Origin of the sequence: Emticicia fluvialis, from assembly GCF_024793945.1 — a bacterium.
GTDB classification, from domain to species: Bacteria; Bacteroidota; Bacteroidia; order Cytophagales; family Spirosomataceae; genus Emticicia; species Emticicia fluvialis.
Genome location: NZ_JANUSD010000017.1, coordinates 102,264 through 125,423, shown reverse-complemented (window position 1 = coordinate 125,423; position 23,160 = coordinate 102,264). Strand labels below are relative to the sequence as shown.

The window sequence follows — 23,160 nt, the reverse complement described above, 5'->3', positions numbered from 1 at the left end:
TATCTTCATCTTCTCTTTGTGTTGCACCTCTAAGATAACACTTTTTAGAGGAACAAAGAAAAATCCCCGCGTCTTTTTTGACCGGGGATTCCTATTTTTAGACCTTTTTAGACAGCCTCTTTTTTTTATGTGTTTCTAAACTGCTGCCCAACTGCAATCTGAAAAATGACGACAAAAATTTGCAAAGTTTTTTTCTTTCACTACTTTTGCTTGTATAGACAAGTTGTTGAATTGTTAGGCTATTTTTGAAACACCTGCCATGCTGAAAGATAAGAAAATAGTGGTTATAGGAGGTACAACCGGCCTGGGGCTGTCGGCCTCTAAGGCCTTCGTAAAAAACGGTGCAAAAGTGGTAGTAGTGGGCAGAAATCCTGAAAGTTGTGCGGCCGCTGAAATTGAATTAGGAGACAACGCCATTGCCATGAGCGGTGATGCCGCCAACCCCGGAACAGCCGCCAGAGCCATTGAAATGGCAATTGCCGACCTGGGCGGTTTTGATGGGTTGTATCATGTAGCCGGAGGCAGCGGGCGCAAATATGGCGATGGACCCTTACATGAAATCAGCCTGGACGGCTGGAACAAGACATTTGAATTAAACCTTACGAGCCTGATGCTTTCTAATCAGGCCGCCGTACGGAAGTTTATAGAACTGGGTACCGGAGGCAGCATTCTGAACATGGGTTCGGTGCTGGGGGTTTCGCCTTCGCCCAGATATTTTTCAACGCATGCCTATGCCGCTACTAAATCTGCCATTATAGGTTTTTCTAAATCTATTGCGGCTTACTACGCACCTTATAATATAAGAGTAAATGTACTTGCCCCGGCTTTGGTAGAAACGCCCATGTCTCAGCGCGCCTCAAAAGATGAGGTTATTATGGGTTTTGTTAAAACCAAACAACCTTTAGACGGCGGCCGTAACGGACAAGCAGCAGACCTGGACGGAGCCGCGTTATACTTTATGTCTGATGCCTCGGGCTTTACAACCGGACAAGCGCTGTTTGTGGATGGAGGTTGGAGCGTAAGTGAAGGACAACACTAAGGGGGTGTGAATTTTCAGATTTGTGGGGCGAACTTGCAGTTCGGCCGGAATTTGAAAGCAGAAGCATATAAATTTACCACCATGTTCATTAAGAACACCATGTTTCACCATAGTCAATTGATAGTTATAACCGGTAGTCTTTATTTATCATCCATTATAATTGTGCAACATAGTGGCCACATTGCATACATTGTGGCAAAAATATAGTTCTATAAGCTGTAACCGACAATAGAAAATGTCTTACGTAATAGGGGTAGATTTAGGGGGTACCAACATTAAAGGCTTAATCATTAACCGCAATGGTGAGGTGTTGAAGCAGCATTATATTCCGACCAAAGAAACGGACGACGGCTCGTGGCGGGAAAATGTAAAAGAAATGGTAGAGTACCTGAAAAATTATCTGCAGCAGCCCATTCTGGGCATTGGCCTTTCTGCGCCGGGGCTACCCAACGAGCAAAACCAGTGTATTGCCTATTTACCCAACAGGCTGAAAGGCCTGGAGAATTTTATGTGGGGTGAGTACCTGGGCGATGCTACCTATGTGCTGAACGACGCCCATGCAGCTTTGATGGCCGAAGCCAGATTCGGGGTAGCCAAAGACAAAAGAAACGTTGTTTTGCTGACACTGGGTACAGGTGTAGGCGGGGGTATTTTAATAAACGGGCATTTGTACCAGGGGCTTGGGCAAATGGCGGGGCATCTGGGGCATATATCTATTAACAGCCAGGAAGAAACCCAAAGCATAGTAGGTATGGTTGGTAGCCTTGAGTACGCCATTGGTAATTATTCTATAGAAAAAAGAAGTCACGGAAAATACAGTTCTACCTGGGAACTCGTAGAGGCCTACCGTAAAGGCGACCACTTTGCTACTTATTTGTGGCTTTCGTCGGTCAGAAAACTCGCTTTGGCTATCAGTTCAATTGCTAATTTATTATCGCCCGAAATGGTGGTGCTGGCGGGCGGAATCACACTGGCTGAAGAAGCGCTTTTTGAGCCGCTGGCCACGTTCATGGATTTGTACGAATGGCGCCCCGGCAATAAAAAAACAAGCATTGCCCAGGCTTACTTCGGCGACATGGCCGGCGCCATTGGTGCAGCCAGTTTTGTACTTACCAAATAGATATTCACCAACATAAAAAAAAGAACATAAACATGAGTGTGATACAGGATTATCTGAACAAGTGTGCCGGAATTGTGGAAACCGTAAAAAAACAGGAAACAGAAATACAAACGGCTGCCCGCTGGTTTGCCGATTCGATTCTGGCCGGACGAATGGTGCACGTGTTTGGCTCTGGCCATAGTCGCATTATGGTAGAAGAAATGTGGCCGCGCTACGGCTCGTTCCCGGGGTTTAATCCGATAGTTGAGCTTTCTTTGACGTTCCATAATCTGGTAGTAGGCGCTAACGGGCAACGGCAGGCCATGTTTCTGGAGAACGTGAGCGGCCTGGCAGATAAAATTCTGCGTAATTTCGATTTATCTACTTTAGATACCGCCCTGGTTATTTCATCATCAGGTACCAATGTAGTGCCGGTTGAGATGGCGGAGATTTTCAGGCAGAGGGGTATTAAAGTGGTGGCACTGGTAACCCATGACCACCTGAAAGCCAGTACTACCAAACGACCCGACCATAAAAAACTGGATGATTTTGCCGATTTAGTACTGGATACCGGCGCCCCCGTAGGCGATTCTATGGTATATGTGCCTAATCTGGATACTCCGGTTTCGCCGGGTTCAACGGTTGGTGGCGCCATGATTATCAACAGCATTAAAGCACAGGTGGCCGATTATTTAACTCAGGCGGGGCATCCGCCAAAAGTACTTACGGCTGGCGCTTTGGTAGGAGCCACAAGGGCAACCGAATTATTTGAAGCCGCTTACGACGAGCATGCTCACCGCATTGCCCGTATGTATGCCAAACTGGGTGTGCCCAGTTATGTGTCAGACACCAACAAAAATTCTGGCTTATAAAACCAGTCAATAGATAAGGCAATTACAAACAGTGGCTACCTCACTAACTAATAAATTGATTGAACTGAAACAAATACAGGCAGAAGATACACGCCAATTGCGGCACAAAGTGATGTGGCCCGACCAGCACCCCGACTTTGTGGTTTTACCTAATGATGCCGAAGGTTTGCATTACGGGCTGTTGGAAAACGGTAATCTGGTGTCGGTTGTTTCGCTTTTCCGCGATGGTCATCAGGCGCAATTCAGAAAATTTGCCACCGATACGGCCGTGCAGGGCAGAGGATACGGCACACAATTGCTGCAATATATGATTGAACAGGCGCTGGCAATGGGTATAAATGAACTCTGGTGCGATGCCCGCGTTACGGCCATCGGATTTTATGAGCGGTTCGGAATGAAGGCCGATTCGGCGGTGTTTCAGAAAAACGGTAAAGATTATGTGCGCATGGGTTTAGTTTTAACAGCTAATAAATGACAAAAACAATATGATTATTTCTTTAATTAAACTACTAGACCGCGATTTGCTGAGGCTGAAAAGAGAGATAGAGGCCTATAAAACTGAAGATTTACTTTGGGTAACACCAGGCGAAATAAGCAATTCGGCAGGGAATCTGTGCCTGCATCTGATGGGAAACCTGAATCATTATATTGGTGCGCAACTGGGCAATACGGGTTATGAGAGAAATAGACCTGTTGAATTCTCTGATAAAAACGTTCCAAGAGCAGAACTGATTGAAAAAATTGAAGCCACCCGATTAATGCTGCCCGCAGTATTAAATACCCTGACGCCAGACCACCTGGCCCACAACCATACTGAAGAGTACAACAATGGGCAAGACACCAACGAGTATTTTCTGATTCATACTTACGGGCATTTTAATTATCATTTAGGGCAAATCAATTATCATAGACGATTAACAGCTAATTAGTGATTGAGTAATTTAGCGAATGAGCTATTTTTATCTGAATTGTTAATCTAAACTTTCAGGTAAATCATTTCGGGTGGCATAATGAGCGAAATCATGAAATCAGCCGCGCCCATTCCAGGTCAAAAATCGCTCATTCACCAAATCACTCATTCACTAACTCACTCATTCACTAACTCACCCATACACTCAGTAAACTATGCAACCTATACCTATCAAAACAACCGTTGTGGGAAGTTATCCTTTTCCGGGTTGGCTTGAATTTTCATCCATGAACCTCGAAAAGTTCGGGGCAGCAGATATTGAAGAAATGATTGAAGATGCCGTTGTGGCGGCCATTCATGACCAGACCACAGCCGGATTGGATGTGATTACCGACGGAGAACAAACCCGGCTGGACTTTAACCTTTCTTTTTACGGGTTCATCAAAGGGCTGGAGCCGAATCATTCCGAAACCCGCAAATTTGGGCCACCCGCGCACGACCAACGCGGCAAGCACTCAATAGTAGAGCCATTAACTGCACCTCGGGGTTTGGGAGCTGTAAAAGAATACCAACGTTTAGCCAGACTGGCACCGGAGGGGCATACCCTGAAAGCCTCAGTGCCCGGGCCATACACGCTCTCGGGCCGTATGCTGCCTGACGGCAAAATCTATAAAGACCGCTTTGAGGTAACTGAGGGGCTGCTGCCTTTTGTAAAAAAAGAACTGGGAGACCTTGTGGCTGCCGGTTGCACCGAGATAACCGTTGATGAACCCTCAATGTCGTGCTATGCTTACAAAGAAGATACCAAACGCTTTGTAGATATATTTAACCGCACTATTGAAGGTGTGGTGGGTAAAGCCCGAGTTTCAACACACTTGTGTTTTGGCAATTTTAAAGGCCGTCCGGTTGGATACAGAAAACTACATCCGATGCTACCTGATTTTCTGGATATGAACGTAGACGAGATTCATATTGAAATGGCTAACCGTGAGTTTGACGAAGTGGCGCTTTTGGCAGAATTTGCCCAAAAAATGGATGTAGCCGTTGGTATCATAGATGTGAAAAATTACTACTGCGAAACCATCCAGGATGTAATTGAAAGGATACAATTATGTTTGAAATATGTGCCGGCAGAAAAACTGGCTGTTGCACCAGATTGTGGCTTGAGCCAGACGGCCCGCTGGGCATCGCGCCAGAAACTGAAAGCCATGTGTGCCGGCGCCAAAGCAGTAAGGCAAAAACTGGGGTTTGCTTAATTTTGGGTAAGGCTTTGTTAAAATTCATTCGGGGAGATGTAAGCCGTTTATATCGCCCCGAATGATTATTGAGTGATTACTAATTAACCAGATTCTCTAATTTTTTAGCTTGTTTTTTTGTGATTTTTATAATGCTGCCGTGCCTCATGCCTTGCGGGAAATGGATGGTGGGCGAAACCTCCTGCCAGTTAACCAGGTCTGTTGAACGGTAGGCGCCATAGTAATGAGGTTTGGTGTAGTGGTCGAAATACACATAATAATAATCGCCGATTTTGATAGCTGACGGACCCTCCACCCAGCTGCCTGAAAAAGACTCACTCAGGTTTCTGAATGGCCCGGCGGGGGTATCGCCTACCGCAAAACGCAGGTTTTTCCTGACGGGTTTCAAACGTTCGTCCTTAAAAAACAGATAAAACTTGCCTTTATCTTCCAGCAAAGTAGCATCAATTGAGTTAAAGCCGGGGTCATAAAACAGACTTGTTTCGCTGAACGTCTCAAAATCTTTGGTACGTACATAATAAAACCGGTGGTGATATTTGTCTTCACTCAGATTGCTGCCATCTACGGTTTCGTTTCCTTTCACCGTTGATGACCAGATAATAAGCCAGTCTTTTTGTGCCTTATCATAAAACAATTCAGGCGCCCATACATTTCTAACCAGCCCTGTTTCATTTTTTAGCACAGGTATTGCCTTTTGCGCCGACCAGTTTATCAGGTCTTTTGAGTTGGCGTAGCCTATCACCCGGCCATTCTTGCCATTCCAGGAGATCGTCCAGACCATGTGAAAAGTACCATCAGGGCCTTGCTTAATGTCGGGGTCACGCATCAGATTATCCGGGTGATTAATCTGTGGCTTCAAAAAAGACTGATCGCCCTTTAGCGCCCACCAGTCATGGCCATTTTTACTTAATGCCAGATGCAGGCCGTCTTGCCCGTTATCGCGGAAAGATGTAAACAGATAATAAGATTTCTTTTGTGCGAAAGTGGCAGCAGAGCAAATCAGAAAAAGGAACAGTAGTTTGTGTTTCATTTTTATTTGTGTGTGTTAGGATAAAACTCTTGGAACGCCCCGAACGGGTTTCGAGCCTGAATTTATTTTTCAAAATTAAAGGAAATATTAACTTGACAGTGAATAAATTTACCCCCTAATAAAACATAGGTTTTTATTTTAGAAGCGTACTTATTAGGCATTCTTTTAAGTATCGAAAGAAATTCTAACAGACTAGGTCCCGTAGGGATGAAATATCAGTAGATTAAGATTTAAGTTATGCTTTTGTATCCCGTCAGGGATAGTATATTCATTGGCTGAGAATTAAATATACCGTCCCGAAAGGACTCAGTTTGTTTGGTCATAATATATTCTACCGATATAACATCCCTGACGGGATACAAAACCCTGAGAACGAATGAATACCTATCCTCTATCTCTAGAAGAGATTATTCACGTAGCCTTAAATCAGTCGGCTTATATAAATTAAAGAAATCCTTTGTTTTTTTAGCGACCAAGTTTATTCATAGAAAAGGAAGCTATCAAATGGCGCTCTCGCGCAAAATGGGCAGGCTCATGCAATGAGAACCGCCGCGTGCTCTTGAGAGCTCGGCTGACGGAAGCATAATAATGGTATCTGTCAAAGTTTCCGGGTTTAACTCGTTATTTTCAAATTTTTCTAGCAATTCGGCGGCATGAATAGTTTTAAAGCCTGCATTTCTGAACGCCTGCGCCGTGTGGTCGTTGCGGTCGTAGCCAATTGCCACTCCGGCTTTCAACGCCAGCAGGTTGCAGGAGTCTGTCCATTGTTCACGGGCGCCATACGGAAACTGGTTATTGCCGGAGTAAATAAACTTGATGTCGTCATAGCAATTCAGGTCGTCTTTGGTAACCGAGGTAAGCAGGTCTTCCAGATTAGCAAAGTCGCGTATTTTTACACCATCATCTTTATTGATAAACTGCTTAATGGTAAGCGATTCATAGCCGGGTTTCTGTCCCAGTTTTTCCCATATTTTCTGCCTTTCGGCTTCTTCATGTACCCTGCCTAATGACCCTAGCAGCACCCACACATTACACTTTATTTGTGTAAATATGGTATCAATGTGCATGTAATCTCTTTTTTGCGGAATCTTCACAATGGTTACCTTCTTCACAACCTTACGGGTAAAAAGCAAATCAATGGCTTGCCGGGCTGCCTCTACTGTGGTGCGTTCGCTAACGCCAATCAGCAGGTGGTTAGGGGCTACCATCATTACGTCTCCGCCTTCAAGGGTGTTCAGGCGGTCTTCCTGTTCATCTTCAGGCAGCAAAAAGTGGTTTTCATCTTCGGTAATCTCAATTATTTTTCCTCTTAAATCAGCAAAAAGGGCATGGTTAAAAAAGATGTACCTGGCCAGCAGCGACTCACGCGTGCGGGCATATTTGGCAGGTTTGTTAAGCAACAGGTGGTCGTTTACTACGATGCCTATGTCTCGTGTAAAAATCAGATTCGGTATCGGCGGAAACAACATTTTATTGTTGGGCATGGTGCCGGTTATCAGCACTTTTGCCAGTTCATTTACTGATAAATGAGCCAGCTGGTTCTGAAACTGAAACGAACACTCTTCCACGGCACAAACGGCCGCTACCAGCTGAGTGCGCACTTCGGGCAGGTCCAGAATGTCTTTCAGTAGTTTTTCAAATTCAATTACCTTGTCTGAATGAAAATACTTTTCTTTTTCAGGTTTATAAAAATCACGACTGGTATCGGCATCAATTTCTTTCAGCTTGCCTTTTACCTTTTCAGGGTCCAGAAAATACAACAGAATTTTAACGTAATAGTCGTACTCGTCGCGGCGCATGGTTTGCAGATGCACAATGTCTTCAAAAAGCCAGTCCTGCGCTTTTGAAGGTACAACCTTGCCCAGACCGCTATCAGGGCTATGAATAATCAGGCGGCGTAAAGTGCCTACTTCAGAAGAAACAAATATATTTGACATAACAAGGAATCAATTAAAGGGAGTTTTTATGTATGAATTGTTGATTGATTTAACCTGCAGCATAAGATTAAATCTTCGGGATAGATAAATTAACATTCACATTAGTAAAACCCAAATTGCGCCATAAAAAACAGAATGGCAAAGAATGTAACAGGAATAAGTAGGGGTAGGTATAATAATGGCTTAGCCGAAGTGCCCCTATCAGAAACCTGATAAGCGTTCTTTGGTAGTGAATTGATATGCTCGTTGAAAAATGCCATTTTATTTAGCAAAAATACAAGATAAGTCAGTTATTCCAAAACCGGGTCTTTTTCTTGGGTTTTTCTTCTTCACAAATTCATTAATTGAACCAAACTTTTGAAAAAACATTCCTAAATTGCGTTGTCCATTTTAAAAATGCAAATGGTTGAATCTAAAATTATGAGTGCGACTACCCGCACTGATGAGCGCCCGAAAGAATCAAGACTACTTTTGTTATTTTTCCTACACAATTTCTTTATTAGTATAGGAACCGTTTTAGTATATGTTTCGGCGAACCTGATTTTACTGGAACACCACCCCGAAGTATCGCTGCCCATTGCTTATATTGTTTCTACTTTTGCCATGATGGGCGTAGGGAAAATCTACGAGTATTATGAGCATCATCTGGTACTGAAAAAACTGAGCGTACGTGTGTTGCTGGCTGTGCTGGTGCTGGCCATTATTATGGGTGTTATTCTGTTTTTTAACCATTCAACCGCAGTAGCCATTGGTATTATGGTTGGCTTCAGGGTTATCTATCTGTTGGTTAATCTTGAGTTCTGGGGGGTGTCGGCCCTGGTTTTTGATGTACGCCAGAGCAAGCGTTTGTTTAGTGTCATAGGCTCAGGCGATGTACCAGCCAAGGCCATAGGCGCCATTCTGGCGGCGCTTATCCATTCTACCTCGGTGCTGGCCATATTGGTACTGGTTGCATTTGTAACCTTTTTGCTGGCTTTTTTAACACAGAAAAAGACTTTTGAAATAACAGATATCCCTAGTCATCATCAAAATAAAGTACGCAGGCATACAGAGTCCAGAATGGTAGAAACCCTTTTTGGCGGTAGCCAGCTGGTTTTTGAAATGTGTATCGGGCTGGTAGCCATTGCGGCTTCGGCCACCTGGATTGAGTACAATTTCTTTGTAAACGTAAAGTACAAGTTCCATTCACAGCACGATGTTATCACCTTCGTTGGCTATTTGCTGGCTATTACCTATGCCATCTCAACCGTAGTGAAGTTGCTGTTTTCTAGCAAGGTAATTGATAAATTCGGGCTCAAAAACGCGCTGCTGCTGTTACCTATCGGCACTTTGCTGATGTCGGTGTTTCTGGTGGGGATGTCTTCTTATAAGCAGGACGAAAGCTCGCTTCTGTTTGATTTCAGCGCGGCATACCTGTGCTTTGAGGTACTCCGCCGAACGGCCTTCGACCCGGTTTTTCTGGTTATGTTTCAGCCCTTATCAACCCAGCAGCGTTTAAAAGGCCATACCCTGGCAAAAGGTTTTTATGAGCCACTGGGTATGGGCATTGCCGGTATTCTGTTGCTGATTGCCTATTTTGTGCATTCATCTCAAATCTGGATAGCTTTCGCCCTCACCGTAATATTGTCTTGGCTGGCCTTGTATTTTCTTAACAAAGCCTACAAACGCTATATAATAGAGTTGAAAAATGCGCTCAGCAAACGCTTCCTGAAAAGTAACGAGCTGGTGGTACAGGGCGACGCACTGAGTATTATTCTGAAAAATCTGACCAGCAATAAACCCGAAGAAGTAATAAGCGCCATAGACTGGATTGTAAAATTTGAACCAAAGGTAATTCAGAATCAGGTTTCTTTTCTGTTGAAGAACAATTCAGAGAAAGTAAGGCTGCATATTTTAACCGTTATTAAAAGCCAGCATCTGGTTATTGACTCACAGTTTTTGCAGGGTTTTAATGAACACGAGCTTAACCCGCAGGTAAGGCGGATATCGGCAGAAATTGCCTGTGCGCAGGCAACAAGCCCCGGGCAGCGGTCGGTTTATCTTAACTCTGACAACATATATACCGTACAGGGCGCCATAATTGCCTGCTGGCGATTACAACATGATGAAGCCAAAGAAAAACTTGACCGTTTGTGCGACGAAACCAAACCTGAGCAACTGATTGTAGCGCTTGAGATAATTGAACTGCTACGCCTGAAAGAATACGAAACTATAGTAAGGATATGCCTTGAAACAGGTACTGGCGCTATCAAAGAAAAAGCCATTGAGGTAGCGGGGGCTATTGATTCGGCTTTGCTGATAAAAGGTCTGGTGCATTTGCTGGAAGACCGCCAGTGGGGTAAAAAAGTTATTAACAGCCTTATCAGGTCTGGTGGCAGAGGATTTGCCGAAGTGGAGGCCTTATCAAAAGGCGGAGATACAGCTCTGTTGCAAAAAGTGGTATTGTTCAGCGAAAAATACCAGAGCCTTGCCAGCGAACGACTGTTGGTCAGGCTGGCACAGAATGAGTCGCTGAACGTGCGGCAAATGGCGCTTAAAGTGTTGGGCAGACGCACCAATAGCGAAAACTATGAAGCTTTGTTTGAGAATCTGCTACAGGAAGAACTGTCTCATGCCTATCAGTTGCTGAATGGTTTTGGTGTGCTGGATGAAGACATACTTAATTATGAACTGGGGCAGTCTTCAAACCGGATTTTTTATTTGTTGATGCTGCTGTATGAAAAGGAAATGGTGCAGGATGCCATGATGGGTGTTGAGCATTCATCAAAAGAAAAGAGAGCCAATGCGCTTGAGATTCTGGATAACATTATTCCGAGGGCCATTTACAAATGTTTGCATACGATACTTGACGATTCTGAGATTGATAAGAAAATTCAGGTTTTTGAGGCCTATTTTACTGAAAAACCGGTGCCGGTGCCTATTATTGAGTATATACTTGAAAAAGGCAGCAATGCCTTTGGCGACTGGACAATAGTGGTGGCGCTGAAATCGTGGAATCTGAGGGGGCAGTATAACCAGCTCTTTGAAAAATACCTGTTGAATCAGAAAAAACTGTTTCAGGAAGCAACCGCGGCCATTGTTAAAAAAGAACTTTATCTGAAAGAAAAATATAAAGAAATAGTAGCTATGCAACACGGACATGATGAAAACGAAATATCTGAACTGGAGCGCGTAATTGTATTAAAAAACACCCAGTTGTTTGCCGAAACACCCGAGAACGTGCTGACCTCTATTGTGCCTATTATGAATGAGGTAACGTATCATGAAGGAGAAGAGGTTTTTCAGAAAGGCGCCATCGGTAATTGCATGTACGTTATTTATTCGGGCGAGATTGGCATTGTAGACCATGATGTACTTTTTGCCACCATGGGCAAAGGAGATATTTTTGGCGAACTGGCTCTGCTCGACTCCGAGCCTCGTTCGGCTACCGCTGTTGCGAAAAGTGATGTGCTGCTTTTCAGAATTGATCAGGACGATTTCTTTGACCTGATGGAAGAGCGCGACGAGTTATTGCGTAGTGTGCTACGAATACTCTGCCAGCGTATACGCAGGCAGAATGATAAACTGAAAAGGTTGTCGGCGGTTTAAATGCCGCTATATAGGGCTTTTAATTCATTCAGCCTTTTTTGTTTGGCTTCATTCCGCCATTTACGGGCTGTTTCGGTCCAGTACTGGTGGTTTTCCAGAAAACTAATTTGTATTTTATTCCAGCTGTCGTGGTCAGTAACCAGTTCGCGTTCTTGTAATTCATCAAAAAGTGTTTGGGCAACAGCTTCAAAATCATCTCTGCCCAGATAATCAAGGTCTGCATCAGCAATAATTCTTTCCAGATGGGTGGTCGGGCTTTGCGGTATTCTGGTGGCCATTATCATGCCACAGATAACCTCAATTTGGCTATGATTGTAACCAAAATTCGGCAACGATACCCGGGCAAGTCGGCAACTTTCTGCTTCATGTTCGTTGTAAGTGGTTATAAAGCCTATGTCATGGTAAAGCGCAGCCGTTTGTATCAATATCAGCGTTTTACTATCATTTATACCTTCTGCAACGGCCAGTTGCAGTGCAGCATTGGTTACGTCAATTGTATGATGCACACCATGATAATAGAGCGAATCTGATAAATTCTCGTCAAGTTTATCAAAAACATAGTTTTCTGCTTTCTGAATATCCATTTACTGCCAGTTTTTTTGCCCTATTGCCTTTCGTGTATTTATGGTGCAAATATTGTCACAAATTTTATTCAAATAATCCAAAGCTGTTTCTTTTTTACTACAATCAGTATAAATTTTGTGCTAAACCGACTCTAAAATTGGATTTTGAAGGATTTTCGTTATTTTTGATTAAATTCAGAAGTGCAGGTAAGCAGTGCCCGCCACAACCGGAAACGCCTGCCATGTTTGGAGGCCAGGCAAACTAAGGTTATTATTACACCGCCAATTTAATTTATTAACCAAATGACTGACTAATTCTGCCCGTTTTATGAAATTTGATTTTAGTGACTTAGCGCAGAAAACCCTTTTTACCTTTTTAGTATTCAGGTTTCTGAGAACCTATTATGATACAGCAAAAAGGTTTCCTGAGAAGGATATGCTGCTGAAGCGGGGCTGGCTGTATGTAATTCCGGTTATTGTTATTTCTCAGCTTCCCTGGTTCAGATTTTTCAAATACCATTTCTACGAAATCTTCGTACTGATAGGGTCTTTCTTTATATATAAGGCCAGATACAACCGCAGTACCAATGTTTTATGGACAGCGGTTTTTCCGCTGGCAACTGTTTTTATTGCCAATGGTTTGCTGAGGCTGGTAGCACGGTCCTTTTTTAATGAATACTCTGAACTGTTTGATATTGCTCAGGGTTTTGCCGTTTGCTGGATGATTGGCTTTGGTTTTTATGCCCACAAGCAAAACAAAGTTGAGTTGCAGCAAAGGCAGAAAGCAGAAGAAGAACGCCTGCGCAACGAAGCCAAAAAGCTGGAGCTGGAATATCAGGTTGCCCAAAGAACTGCCGAGTTGCTAAAACAGAAAGAAGCGCTTGAAGAAACCGTTGAAGAGTTGATATCTACCCAGAAACAACTGGTGCAGGCAGAAAAAATGGCATCGCTCGGTGAACTGACGGCCGGAATTGCGCATGAGATACAGAATCCGTTGAATTTTGTAAATAACTTCTCTGAACTAAGTGTTGAATTGGCCAAAGAACTGCAAGAGGAACTGGAAAGAGACGAGCAGGACAAAGACCTGATTGCCGATTTGGTGAGCGACCTGGTGCAGAATCAGGAGAAAATTAACCATCATGGCAAGCGCGCGGCCAGTATAGTGCGCGGTATGCTGCAACACAGCCGGGCAAGCACAGGCCAAAAAGAAGAAACCGATATAAACGACCTGGCCGATGAGTACCTGCGGTTGTCTTACCACGGGTTGCGTGCCAAAGACAAGACCTTCAATGCCGATTTTAAAACTCACCTGGACCCCGATGTGCCTAAGGTAAATATTATTCCGCAAGATTTTGGCCGGGTGTTGCTTAACCTTTTCAACAACGGTTTTTATGCCGTGCAGGAAAAAGCCAGGCAAAACATGAATGGCTATAAGCCCACCCTTGAGGTAATAACCCAGATGAACAAAAAAGACAATGAAATAATTATACGTGTAAAAGACAACGGAACCGGAATACCCGATAGCGTAAGGAACAAGATTTTTCAGCCGTTTTTTACAACCAAACCTACGGGGCAGGGCACAGGGCTGGGCTTATCGCTGGCTTTTGATATTATCAGCAAAGGGCATGGCGGAACACTGGACGTAACGTCGGTTGAAGGAGAAGGAACCGAATTTCTGATTACAATACCGGTTGGGTAAAAAAATATCCGGGAATAGTCAACTCACCAATCGTTAAATCACAATTAATCCAATACTCAATTTTAAAGAGAGATTTTTTACCCTGCATGAAGCATATATACCTGTTATTTATAGTTTTTGTAGTTTTTCAGAGTCAGGCTCAGAAAAAAATAGTTTTTAGCCCTGTAGACGATATTCCTGAAATTGGTGTTGGCCTGGCGAATCACTGGAAGTGGCACGCCGGTGATAACAAGTTATGGGCAAAGCCTGATTTTAACGACAGCCTATGGAACAAAATAACGGTTCTTGAGTCGATGAATGACCATCCGGATCTGGCTAAGGCGAAAATTGCTTGGTTGAGACGCCCGATGCAGGTAACCAAAGAATTTGTAAATAAGCCATTGACGCTCATTGTAAACCAGATGGGCGCATCTGAAATTTATCTTGATGGCGTATTGCTTCATAAACTTGGGGTAGTTAGTACAGACCCTTCTAAAGAAAAAACACAAGCCTATGCCACTGCACTGCCTATTAACATGGCCGATACCAATATACATGTGTTGGCAGTTAGGTACTCGTTTTCTGGCAGTAATTTCTTTTATCCGGGCACCAGCTCGCAGATATTTGGTTTGAAGATTTTTAAAACACAAGACATAGGCAATTTTATAGAGAGAAAATCGCATCGGTCTCTTGGGTTTAATTACCTGTTTGCCGGGGTGTTTCTTGTTTTTGCCCTTTTGCATTTCCTGTTTTTCGTCTCAAACCCTGTCAAGAAAGTTAGCCTCAGCCTGGGTCTTACCATGTTGTTTCTTACCATAGGCTTTTTTCTTCGCGGTTTTGAGCAGATTCAAACCGATATTTCTAATAGAGAGATACTGAGCCTTATTACTCTGACGGCCACCTACCTGGGTATTTTGCTGATTAACGTTTCGTTGTATCAGTATCTTAATCAGAAATACGGTCTAATATTTTATGCTGTGGCTTTATTGGTTACAGGCGGCCTATTGTGCAATATTTTTGCCATAGAATTGCCTTTGTATGTTGAGGTATGGTTGCCTTTTCTGCTGTTGTTTGTTGATTTCATCAGGGTAAGTGTCCTTGCTGAAAAAAGAGGCGACTCTAACGCTAAAGTACCTATTTACTCGCTTGTGGTGGTAGCCTTTAGTGCGGCAGCCGGTGTTATTACGTTAATGATAGGTGGTTTTTCGGGTGCCGGTTCAGATAGCGTTGTGTTAACCATAGGCCTGTTTATCATTGTGATTATGTTTTTCAGCATACCCATCGGGCTTTCGCTTTCGCTGGTAAGAGAGTATTCAAGAACGCATAAGTCTCTGACCAGAAAACTCATTGAAATTGAAGAACTATCGGCAGAAAACCTGGCTCATGAGCAGGAGAAACAGCAGATACTGACCGCCCAGAACGAAATGCTGGAAAAGCAGGTAGCAGAACGCACAGCCGAACTGGCCAGGTCGCTGGATGATTTGAAAAAAACACAGACCCAGCTGATACAAAGCGAAAAGCTGGCATCGTTGGGAGAACTCACCGCCGGAATAGCCCACGAGATTCAGAATCCGCTTAATTTTGTCAATAATTTCTCTGAATTGAGCAAAGAACTGATAGATGAGCTCCAGGAAGAACGCGCCAGACCTGAACGTGACGAAGCGCTGGAAGAAGAATTGCTAGGCGACATTGCCCAGAACCTGGAGAAAATTAACCATCATGGCAAAAGGGCCAGCAGCATTGTGCGGGGTATGCTTGAGCATTCGCGCTCAAGTACAGGCAAAAAAGAACCGACAGACATAAACGCCATGGCCGAAGAATACCTTCGGCTGGCGTATCATGGTATAAGGGCTAAAGACAAGAGCTTTAACGCCGATTTTAAAACAGACCTGGATGCCAACCTGCCCAAAGTGCCGGTTATTGCACAGGATTTTGGCCGGGTATTGCTTAATCTTATCAACAATGCCTTTTATGCCATTAAAGATATGGAGGGTAAGGGGCAGGTAATTGTACAGACCCGGCAAATAAGCAACCAGATTGAAATAAAAGTAACAGATAATGGAGTGGGCATACCAGATGCCGTAAAAAGCAAGATTTTTCAGCCGTTTTTTACTACCAAACCTACAGGGCAGGGTACGGGTCTGGGGCTGTCGCTGGCGTATGACATCATTACCAAAGGCCACGGCGGAACCCTCAATGTAGAAACAAAAGAAGGAGAGGGAACAACGTTTGTTATCAAATTGCCTTATCTTTGACATAATAATTAATAGAATAACCCGGTAAAAATGAAAATTTTAGTTGTTGACGACGAAGAAGACGTAAGAACATTATTTCAGCAGCGCTTTCGAAGAGAGATACGTTCTGGTGAGTTTGAGTTTGCTTTCAGCGGCTCAGGAGAAGAAGCGCTTACGTATCTGGAAGGGCAGGATTTAGAGGCTATTCTTATTTTGTCAGACATCAACATGCCGGGCATGAGCGGGCTTGAGCTACTCAGGCAAATACGGTCTGAATCGCCCAAAGCACCGCCAACTGTGATGATGATTACTGCTTATGGAGACGAGCAAAGTCATGCCCAGGCCATGAGCCTTGGGGCGAACGATTTCCTGACCAAGCCTTTGGATTTTGCAGAATTAAAACAAAAACTTAAAAGCTCGATATGAACGCCAAAATAATGGTAGTGGACGATGAGGCAGATTTGGAGACGCTCATCAAACAGAAATTCCGTAGACAGATTCGAGAGAAAACCTATGAGTTCAGCTTTGCACAAAATGGTGTGGAAGCTCTGAAGATATTGCAGGAAGCACCGGATATTGATATGATACTGAGCGATATCAATATGCCGGAAATGGACGGCCTCACGCTGTTGAGTAAGATTTCAGACGTAAACCCGCTTTTGAAAGCTGTTATTGTATCTGCCTACGGCGACATGGACAACATCAGGGTGGCAATGAACCGGGGCGCTTTTGATTTCCTGACCAAGCCTATCAACTTTGAAGACCTGGAGCTTACCGTTGAGAAAACCATCAAGCACGTGATTCAGTTACGGCAGACACTGCAGGCCATCAAAGAAAACAACATTCTTAAAATGTATGTAGATGAAACCGTGCTGAAATTCATGAACAGCCACGAGTTTGAGACCTCGCTCACGGCCAACGAAACCATAGAGGCTACCGTAGTTTTTATTGATATATGCGGGTTTACATCTATTTCAGAGAAAGAATCGCCCGATACTGTGGTGAACCTCATCAACAAATATTTTGATGTAATGGTGAAGGGTATCATAGAGCAGGGTGGCTACGTTGATAAATTTATGGGCGATGCCGTAATGGCTGTTTTTAAGGGAGATTATCACCTTGACCGCGCCATTGAAGCATCTCTGGCGGTGCGGTCGGCCATTGCCAAAATTGAAGAGGTATTGCCTAATCATGCTACTTATACGCCTAAGGTTTCAATTGGTGTAAACACCGGCGAGATGATATCAGGCAACATCGGGTCGGCTTCTTTGCGCCGCCTTGATTACACAGTAATTGGCGACACCGTAAACACTGCCCAGCGCCTGCAGGCAGCAGCCAAACCAAGCCAGATTATCATCAGCCAGGCTACCTACGAAAAAGTGAAGGAGTCTTTCAATTGCCAGGAGGTAGGCGAAACCAGCCTTAAAAACAAAGCTCAGGCGGTTAAATTGTATGAGGTAGTTGCATAAGGTTGCCTGTATCTGCTTTTGCTTATTTGTTTTATTGCCAGATGTTTAGCGGCAAATGGGTTGTTTCTTGCAGATTTTGTTGATAATCAGTTAAATTTTAAAGAACATACGGAACGAGCAGCCCTTATTTGGGGTTATTAATTAAAAAAATAAGAATAGCATCTTGGTTATTTTGGTTGTATCTTTGCAGTTTAATTTTTAGAATCTAAAAGAGTACACAAACCGTCTGTAGTCAAGTATCATTTAAAATAAAGCTTAAAAAATGCTCACTATCAGTAATTTACACGCGAGAATTGAGGAGAAGGAAATATTACGTGGAATAAATTTTGAAGTAAAACCCGGCGAAGTTCATGCCATTATGGGGCCAAACGGCTCGGGTAAAAGTACGCTTGCTTCTGTTCTGGCAGGTAGAGAAGACTATGAAATAACCAGCGGTACCGTTGAATTTAACGGTAAAGATTTACTAGGTATGTCTCCTGAAGAAAGAGCCGCAGAAGGCATCTTTCTTGCATTTCAGTACCCGGTTGAAATACCCGGCGTAACCACCATTAATTTCCTGAAAACTGCTCTGAACGAAATCCGTAAATATAACGGGCAGGAGTCGCTTGATGCCGCGCAGTTTCTGAAAAGAATGAAAGAAAAAGCGAAGCTGGTAAAGATTGACGACACCCTGCTGAAACGCTCTTTGAACGAAGGGTTCTCTGGCGGTGAGAAAAAACGTAACGAGATTTTCCAGATGGCCATGCTTGAGCCGCAGCTTTGTATTCTTGACGAAACCGACTCTGGCCTTGATATTGACGCACTCAGAATTGTAGCCGAAGGTGTTAATAAACTAAGAGACGAAAACCGCTCTTTTATTGTAGTTACGCACTATCAGCGTCTGCTTGATTACATCGTACCAGACTTTGTACACGTTTTATACAAAGGAAGAATTGTTAAAAGTGGCACCAAAGAGCTGGCCCTTGAGCTGGAAGAAAAAGGCTACGACTGGATTAAAGCCGAGGTTGATTCGCTTGAAGTAGCGTAAGTATCAGTTATGATAACCGTTCAGGTATCCGGCAGTCCGCAACCCGCAGGTCATTATGCACACGCCGTTGTGAGCAACGGTCTTGTTTTTACATCGGGCATATTACCCATTAAAATTAAAACTTCTGAAAAGCTGCCTGTTGAATCCGGAATTGAAGAACAGGCCGCCGTGGTTTTTGATAATCTGAAACAAATACTGGCAGAAGCCGGAAGCGATGCCACCAAGGTTGTGAAAGCAACGGTGTACATTACAGACGGAGACCACTGGGGAGTTGTTAATCAGCTTTATGCCACTTTTTTCGGAAACCACAAACCTGCCCGGTCTATCATTCCTGTTAAAGAATTGCATTTTGGTTATCAAATAGAATTAGAAGCAGTAGCAGAATTATAAGATGAGTTCTATAGAAAATAAAGATTTAAAAAATCAGTTAATGGCTGATTTTCAGACCCTTGAGGCGCAACTGAACGGCAAGAGTGTTTTGCCTGTAAACCAGTTACGTATTGAGGCCATGAAAAACTTTGACAGGCTGGGTTTTCCCACTATCAAGCATGAAGAGTGGAAATACAGCAATGTTTCAGCGCTTACCAAACAAAATTATAATTTTGATGCGGGTTCTGATTTCAGCGATAAAGACTTACAGGATATTCACCTGCCTAATCTGAAAGGTAACGTTCTGTATTTTATAAATGGTGTTTTTCATGCCGAACTGTCTAAAATAGAAAGCCCCGGCGAACACCTGCAGGTGGTACCTTTTGCCGAAGCTCAGCAAAAAATGCCTGAAATAGTTAATCAGTATTTCGGGCAGTATGCCGACTACAAGAGTGATGCTTTTACTGCCCTGAACACAGCCTTGGCAAAAGATGGCGTTGTAGTACATATAGCAGACAACAAAACGCTTGAAGAACCGGTTATTCTACGGTTTATTGGTGATACCCGCAAAGAAGACGTAGGAGCGCACGTACGGAACCTGATTGTAGTAGGTAAAAATGCAGAGGTAAAAATTGCAGAAGCCTACCGCACAATTGGTGATAACAGATACTTTATAAATACTGTTACCGAGTTTGTGCTTTTTGAAGATGCCCGCGCCGACTACTATAAAGTACAGAACGAAAGCGACAAAGCGCATCATATTGGTACTACACAGGTGTATCAGAAAGATAAAAGCTATTTCTATGGCGCTACGGTTACTGTTAACGGTGGCTTTGTAAGAAATAACCTGAATATTGTGTTAGATGGCGAACACATTGAAAGCCATCTTTTTGGTTTGTATGTACCCAGCGGTAAGCAACACATAGATAACCATACACTGGTTGACCACCGGAAACCTAACTGCCAGAGTAACGAGCTGTATAAGGGTATATTGATGGAGAAGTCAACCGGTGTGTTTAATGGTAAAATATTTGTGCGTGAAGATGCGCAAAAAACAAATGCGTATCAGAACTGCCGCAACGTGGTTACGTCTGACGAGGCCACTATGAATACCAAACCACAGCTGGAAATATGGGCCGATGACGTGAAGTGTTCGCACGGTACTACCACCGGTAAACTGAATGACGAAGCCATTTTCTACATGCAGTCGCGCGGGATTCCCAAAAACGAAGCGATACGTTTGCAGTTATTGGCCTTTGCAGAAGATGTGGTATCTCAAATCAAGATAGATTCGATCAAAGAATATCTGGAAGGTCTGATTACCGAAAAACTCGGTGTATTAAGCAAGTAAGATAGAGCTTTTTATATAAAAAATACCCGGTGCATCTAAGCCCCGGGTATTTTTGTGGGCAGGGGTTTGGTGTGTATCAGAGCCCCTGTAAAATCTTTACCTAACGTTGCAGGTAATTCTCAATCTTGGTAAGAATTTCTTTCTGCCGGTACGGTTTCGGCAGGTAATCATCAAAGCCTGCTTCTTCCAGGGAAGAAGAGTCTTTCAGAAACACATCGGCTGTCAGGGCAATAATAAACGGCTGGTCGGTTTCCTGATAAATTTCCCTGATAAGTTTAGAGGTCATGATACCATTTATACCCGGCAACTGAATATCCATAAAAATCAGGTCATACTTGTTTTTTCTGGCTTCTTCAACGGCTTTTTCTCCGGTTTCAACAATATCAAAGTTATCCATTACCCCTTCCAGTATCCGTTTCAGAATCTTCTGGTTAAACTCGTTGTCTTCAACTACCAGTACGCTATGGTTAGCCAGAATTTTAGTTGGCTTAGTTTCCTGCTTTTGTACCTGCTTAATGCCGATATCGTTTTTAAATACCCATTTCTCAACCATTTTCATTAAGTTTTTCAACTTTAATGGTTTTATTAGCACTTCTTTGTATCCCCATTTCTCGCACGACTTAGCCTCTTTTTCATGACTGTAAGACATAGCCAGAACCGGCACGCTTTCAGGGATACCCATTTCATGCAAATAACGAATGGTTTCTTCCATCTTGCCATTTACCTGCATAGAATCAATAAGTATCATTGAAGGCTGTTTTATCGGAGTATTAAAGAAACCCTCTACCGTGCATGATGATATCAGCTCCAGCTTTTTATCTTTAAAATACTGGTTGAAGGTTTCAACGGCTTGTTCTGCATTTAACGACCAGATACAGGTATCGGCATTGGCGTACTTGTTAAACAAGTCGCCCATCAGAATAGGCCGGGAGTCGGTGTTTTCGTATGGAATTTCAAAGAAAAATTCGGCACCATGGCCGGCTTTGCTTTTTACGCCAATTTCGCCGCCCATCATTTCGGTCAGGCGTTTACAGATAGCCAGCCCAAGGCCTGTACCGCCCGAATGCTTGTTGGTTAGTTGCTTGAAGCGGTCAAAGATAAGCTCTTGTTCGCCGGCTTCAATACCTTTGCCCTGATCTATTACCTTACAAGATAAAGTGGGTTTGCCGTCTTTAATGATTGCAGATACCTTGATAGTAACCCAGGCGCCAACCGGCGAAAATTTAACGGCGTTAGAAATAAAGTTAAGCACTATCTGCCGCAGCCGGTTGCGGTCGCCTTTAACATACACCGGCAGATTAGGGTTAAGCATAACCCTTAACTGTATGCCTTTTTCAAGGGCAGTGGCATAGAAAACATCTACGCAGTCGTCAAATAACTCAACTGTCGAGAAAACCTCGGGCTGAATTACCAGTTCTCCGGCCTCAATCTTTGAATAATCAAGGATATCATTAATCAGCGAAATGAGGCTTTCGCCGCTTTTCTTGATTATATTTACCAGTTCAAATTGTTCGTTAGAAAGCGCCGTGTTCTCAAGCAGACTCACAGCCCCGATAACGCCGTTCATGGGGGTGCGTATTTCGTGGCTCATGTTAGCCAGAAAAGTGGTCTTCATCAGGTTGTCGCGGCGTTCTTTTTCAGCCAGATGAATCAGCTGATGGTTAATATCCTGCAAGCGTTCTTCTACCTGCTCTTCAATGGTTACATCTTCAAAAATCCATATCCGGCCCGAATACCTGTTTACGTGTATCAGCTGCGTAATTACATTGTAGGTGCGGTTTATAGGGGCGGCAAATTTCCAACGCCAGCGGTCTATTGAGTTAGAGAACATCAGTTCCTGCATCCGGTTTTGAACTTCCTCTTTGTTCTGCAGTTTGTTAAGCAGGTTGCTGAATCCCTCTGCTATGGTTTGCGAGGTAATTGGCACATCAGAAGACAACCCGAATAAATCATAGGCTTTGGTGTTCATAAATACGCCATTGGCGCTTTCATCAACAAATACAATGGGTATGGGGCTTTTACTCAGAATAGACTCAAAACGTATGTTCAGTTCAGTGAGTTCGGTGGTGGTCTGGTAGGTAGATACAATTTCTTCAAACCGTATCTTGCTCAGCAAAGAAAAATAACGGTATCCGTTATTGATGGGCATATCTGGCTGGCAGACTTTTACCAGCAAACCAGAGGTATGATCGGTTTTGATGGTCTGCACAATCACTTTCTTTTCAGTTTCTTCAAAACTGAAAAGGCCTTCGGTATCTTCAATTACTTTAAAGTTGCAATCAAGCATATCCTGAACCTGGAGGAAGGGAATATTGCGCCCGACCAGCTGAAGGTCTGATGAATGCGTTATAACAGCTTTATTGGGCTGAGGGAAATTAACGTAGTAGAATTTATAGGCAATATCGAGTTTTTTTAATGACTGAAACAAAACGTTCATCATTTTGTCGAAGGTATTCTGAATACCTATCGTGCTTTTAAAAAACCTGACATATTTATTTGCCCAGATGATTTGTTCATCCGGCTCAATAACCTGAGAATTGTTTTGTAGGCTCATAATAGCGAATTGCCTGAGATATATGACATCGTGCTGCAACAAAGATAACAAAAACCAAGCCAAGTAATATCTTAAAAATGCATAAACCTTCTGACATTAAACGCAAGGAGTGGTATTTGCCAACTGAATCAATAAAACAGTTACTATAAGTAACTTATAAAGCGAAACGGCCTGAAGATACCTG

The 23,160-nt window shown here is 43.4% G+C and carries 18 protein-coding genes; 14 read left to right on the top strand and 4 right to left on the bottom strand.

Annotation, left to right across the window (positions count from 1 at the left end; genetic code table 11):
- Positions 1-259 precede the first annotated feature (259 nt).
- From NZ848_RS18495 to NZ848_RS18470, 6 genes are all read left to right on the top strand, one after another.
- On the top strand, positions 260-1,039 hold the full coding sequence (locus NZ848_RS18495; RefSeq protein WP_259016776.1) for an SDR family NAD(P)-dependent oxidoreductase: 780 nt from the start codon (positions 260-262) through the stop codon (positions 1,037-1,039).
- 235 nt (positions 1,040-1,274) lie between these two features.
- Entirely contained in the window at positions 1,275-2,159 is an 885-nt protein-coding gene (locus tag NZ848_RS18490; RefSeq protein WP_253526953.1) for an ROK family protein, read from the top strand.
- Positions 2,160-2,191: 32 nt separating this feature from the next.
- Positions 2,192-3,010: an SIS domain-containing protein gene (locus tag NZ848_RS18485; protein ID WP_259016775.1), complete on the top strand. Its 819-nt coding sequence runs from the start codon at positions 2,192-2,194 to the stop codon at positions 3,008-3,010.
- Positions 3,011-3,041: 31 nt separating this feature from the next.
- On the top strand, positions 3,042-3,485 hold the full coding sequence (locus NZ848_RS18480; RefSeq protein ID WP_259016774.1) for a GNAT family N-acetyltransferase: 444 nt from the start codon (positions 3,042-3,044) through the stop codon (positions 3,483-3,485).
- Positions 3,486-3,495: 10 nt separating this feature from the next.
- The gene (locus NZ848_RS18475) at positions 3,496-3,939 is read left to right on the top strand and encodes a DUF1572 domain-containing protein (RefSeq protein WP_259016773.1); all 444 of its coding nucleotides are present in this window, start codon (positions 3,496-3,498) and stop codon (positions 3,937-3,939) included.
- Positions 3,940-4,135: 196 nt separating this feature from the next.
- Positions 4,136-5,176 carry a cobalamin-independent methionine synthase II family protein gene (locus NZ848_RS18470; protein WP_259016771.1) on the top strand — a complete coding sequence of 347 codons (1,041 nt, stop codon included), beginning with the start codon at positions 4,136-4,138 and terminating at the stop codon, positions 5,174-5,176.
- 79 nt (positions 5,177-5,255) lie between these two features.
- Here the strand turns inward: NZ848_RS18470 and NZ848_RS18465 are convergent, their stop codons facing one another.
- Together NZ848_RS18465 and NZ848_RS18460 are read right to left on the bottom strand one after the other, a co-directional pair.
- Entirely contained in the window at positions 5,256-6,206 is a 951-nt protein-coding gene (locus tag NZ848_RS18465; RefSeq protein ID WP_259016770.1) for a glycoside hydrolase family 43 protein, read from the bottom strand.
- A 500-nt stretch (positions 6,207-6,706) separates the two neighbouring features.
- Positions 6,707-8,143, bottom strand: coding sequence for an arginine deiminase family protein (locus tag NZ848_RS18460; protein WP_259016769.1), 1,437 nt, complete (start codon positions 8,141-8,143; stop codon positions 6,707-6,709).
- Between the two features lie 420 nt (positions 8,144-8,563).
- On the opposite strand from NZ848_RS18460, the gene NZ848_RS18455 reads away from it, so the two are divergent.
- Positions 8,564-11,731 (top strand): cyclic nucleotide-binding domain-containing protein, encoded by a 3,168-nt coding sequence (locus NZ848_RS18455; protein WP_259016768.1) that lies wholly within the window; start codon positions 8,564-8,566, stop codon positions 11,729-11,731.
- Here NZ848_RS18455 and NZ848_RS18450 read toward each other — a convergent pair.
- Positions 11,728-12,315 (bottom strand): HD domain-containing protein, encoded by a 588-nt coding sequence (locus NZ848_RS18450; protein ID WP_259016767.1) that lies wholly within the window; start codon positions 12,313-12,315, stop codon positions 11,728-11,730. The two genes, NZ848_RS18455 and NZ848_RS18450, sit on opposite strands and share 4 nt — an antisense overlap.
- A 307-nt stretch (positions 12,316-12,622) precedes the next feature.
- On the opposite strand from NZ848_RS18450, the gene NZ848_RS18445 reads away from it, so the two are divergent.
- The 7 genes from NZ848_RS18445 to sufD all read left to right on the top strand — a co-directional run bounded on the left by NZ848_RS18445 (position 12,623) and on the right by sufD (position 20,422).
- On the top strand, positions 12,623-13,993 hold the full coding sequence (locus NZ848_RS18445) for a sensor histidine kinase (RefSeq protein WP_259016766.1): 1,371 nt from the start codon (positions 12,623-12,625) through the stop codon (positions 13,991-13,993).
- 86 nt (positions 13,994-14,079) lie between these two features.
- The gene (locus NZ848_RS18440) at positions 14,080-16,227 is read left to right on the top strand and encodes a sensor histidine kinase (protein ID WP_259016765.1); all 2,148 of its coding nucleotides are present in this window, start codon (positions 14,080-14,082) and stop codon (positions 16,225-16,227) included.
- 30 nt (positions 16,228-16,257) lie between these two features.
- A complete protein-coding gene (locus NZ848_RS18435; RefSeq protein WP_253526877.1) occupies positions 16,258-16,632 on the top strand; it encodes a response regulator in 375 nt (124 codons plus the stop codon).
- On the top strand, positions 16,629-17,675 hold the full coding sequence (locus NZ848_RS18430) for an adenylate/guanylate cyclase domain-containing protein (protein ID WP_259016764.1): 1,047 nt from the start codon (positions 16,629-16,631) through the stop codon (positions 17,673-17,675). The genes NZ848_RS18435 and NZ848_RS18430 overlap by 4 nt, the downstream gene beginning before the upstream one ends.
- 262 nt (positions 17,676-17,937) lie before the next feature.
- Positions 17,938-18,702 (top strand): Fe-S cluster assembly ATPase SufC, encoded by a 765-nt coding sequence (sufC, locus tag NZ848_RS18425; protein ID WP_259016763.1) that lies wholly within the window; start codon positions 17,938-17,940, stop codon positions 18,700-18,702.
- Between the two features lie 9 nt (positions 18,703-18,711).
- Complete coding sequence (locus tag NZ848_RS18420; RefSeq protein WP_259016762.1) at positions 18,712-19,092, top strand: RidA family protein; 381 nt, start codon at positions 18,712-18,714, stop codon at positions 19,090-19,092.
- Position 19,093: 1 nt separating this feature from the next.
- On the top strand, positions 19,094-20,422 hold the full coding sequence (gene sufD / locus NZ848_RS18415) for a Fe-S cluster assembly protein SufD (RefSeq protein ID WP_259016761.1): 1,329 nt from the start codon (positions 19,094-19,096) through the stop codon (positions 20,420-20,422).
- A gap of 100 nt (positions 20,423-20,522) precedes the next feature.
- On the opposite strand, the gene NZ848_RS18410 is transcribed toward sufD, so the two are convergent.
- Positions 20,523-22,976 carry an ATP-binding protein gene (locus NZ848_RS18410; protein WP_259016760.1) on the bottom strand — a complete coding sequence of 818 codons (2,454 nt, stop codon included), beginning with the start codon at positions 22,974-22,976 and terminating at the stop codon, positions 20,523-20,525.
- Positions 22,977-23,160: the final 184 nt, after the last annotated feature.

Bases quoted from the DNA above. Each gene is read 5' to 3' on its own strand.
- NZ848_RS18495 (WP_259016776.1), top strand. From the start codon at position 260: ATGCTGAAAGATAAGAAAATAGTGGTTATAGGAGGTACAACCGGCCTG.
- NZ848_RS18490 (WP_253526953.1), top strand. From the start codon at position 1,275: ATGTCTTACGTAATAGGGGTAGATTTAGGGGGTACCAACATTAAAGGC.
- NZ848_RS18485 (WP_259016775.1), top strand. From the start codon at position 2,192: ATGAGTGTGATACAGGATTATCTGAACAAGTGTGCCGGAATTGTGGAA.
- NZ848_RS18475 (WP_259016773.1), top strand. From the start codon at position 3,496: ATGATTATTTCTTTAATTAAACTACTAGACCGCGATTTGCTGAGGCTG.
- NZ848_RS18470 (WP_259016771.1), top strand. From the start codon at position 4,136: ATGCAACCTATACCTATCAAAACAACCGTTGTGGGAAGTTATCCTTTT.
- NZ848_RS18465 (WP_259016770.1), bottom strand. From the start codon at position 6,206: ATGAAACACAAACTACTGTTCCTTTTTCTGATTTGCTCTGCTGCCACT.
- NZ848_RS18460 (WP_259016769.1), bottom strand. From the start codon at position 8,143: ATGTCAAATATATTTGTTTCTTCTGAAGTAGGCACTTTACGCCGCCTG.
- NZ848_RS18455 (WP_259016768.1), top strand. From the start codon at position 8,564: ATGAGTGCGACTACCCGCACTGATGAGCGCCCGAAAGAATCAAGACTA.
- NZ848_RS18450 (WP_259016767.1), bottom strand. From the start codon at position 12,315: ATGGATATTCAGAAAGCAGAAAACTATGTTTTTGATAAACTTGACGAG.
- NZ848_RS18445 (WP_259016766.1), top strand. From the start codon at position 12,623: ATGAAATTTGATTTTAGTGACTTAGCGCAGAAAACCCTTTTTACCTTT.
- NZ848_RS18440 (WP_259016765.1), top strand. From the start codon at position 14,080: ATGAAGCATATATACCTGTTATTTATAGTTTTTGTAGTTTTTCAGAGT.
- NZ848_RS18435 (WP_253526877.1), top strand. From the start codon at position 16,258: ATGAAAATTTTAGTTGTTGACGACGAAGAAGACGTAAGAACATTATTT.
- NZ848_RS18430 (WP_259016764.1), top strand. From the start codon at position 16,629: ATGAACGCCAAAATAATGGTAGTGGACGATGAGGCAGATTTGGAGACG.
- sufC (WP_259016763.1), top strand. From the start codon at position 17,938: ATGCTCACTATCAGTAATTTACACGCGAGAATTGAGGAGAAGGAAATA.
- NZ848_RS18420 (WP_259016762.1), top strand. From the start codon at position 18,712: ATGATAACCGTTCAGGTATCCGGCAGTCCGCAACCCGCAGGTCATTAT.
- sufD (WP_259016761.1), top strand. From the start codon at position 19,094: ATGAGTTCTATAGAAAATAAAGATTTAAAAAATCAGTTAATGGCTGAT.
- NZ848_RS18410 (WP_259016760.1), bottom strand. From the start codon at position 22,976: ATGAGCCTACAAAACAATTCTCAGGTTATTGAGCCGGATGAACAAATC.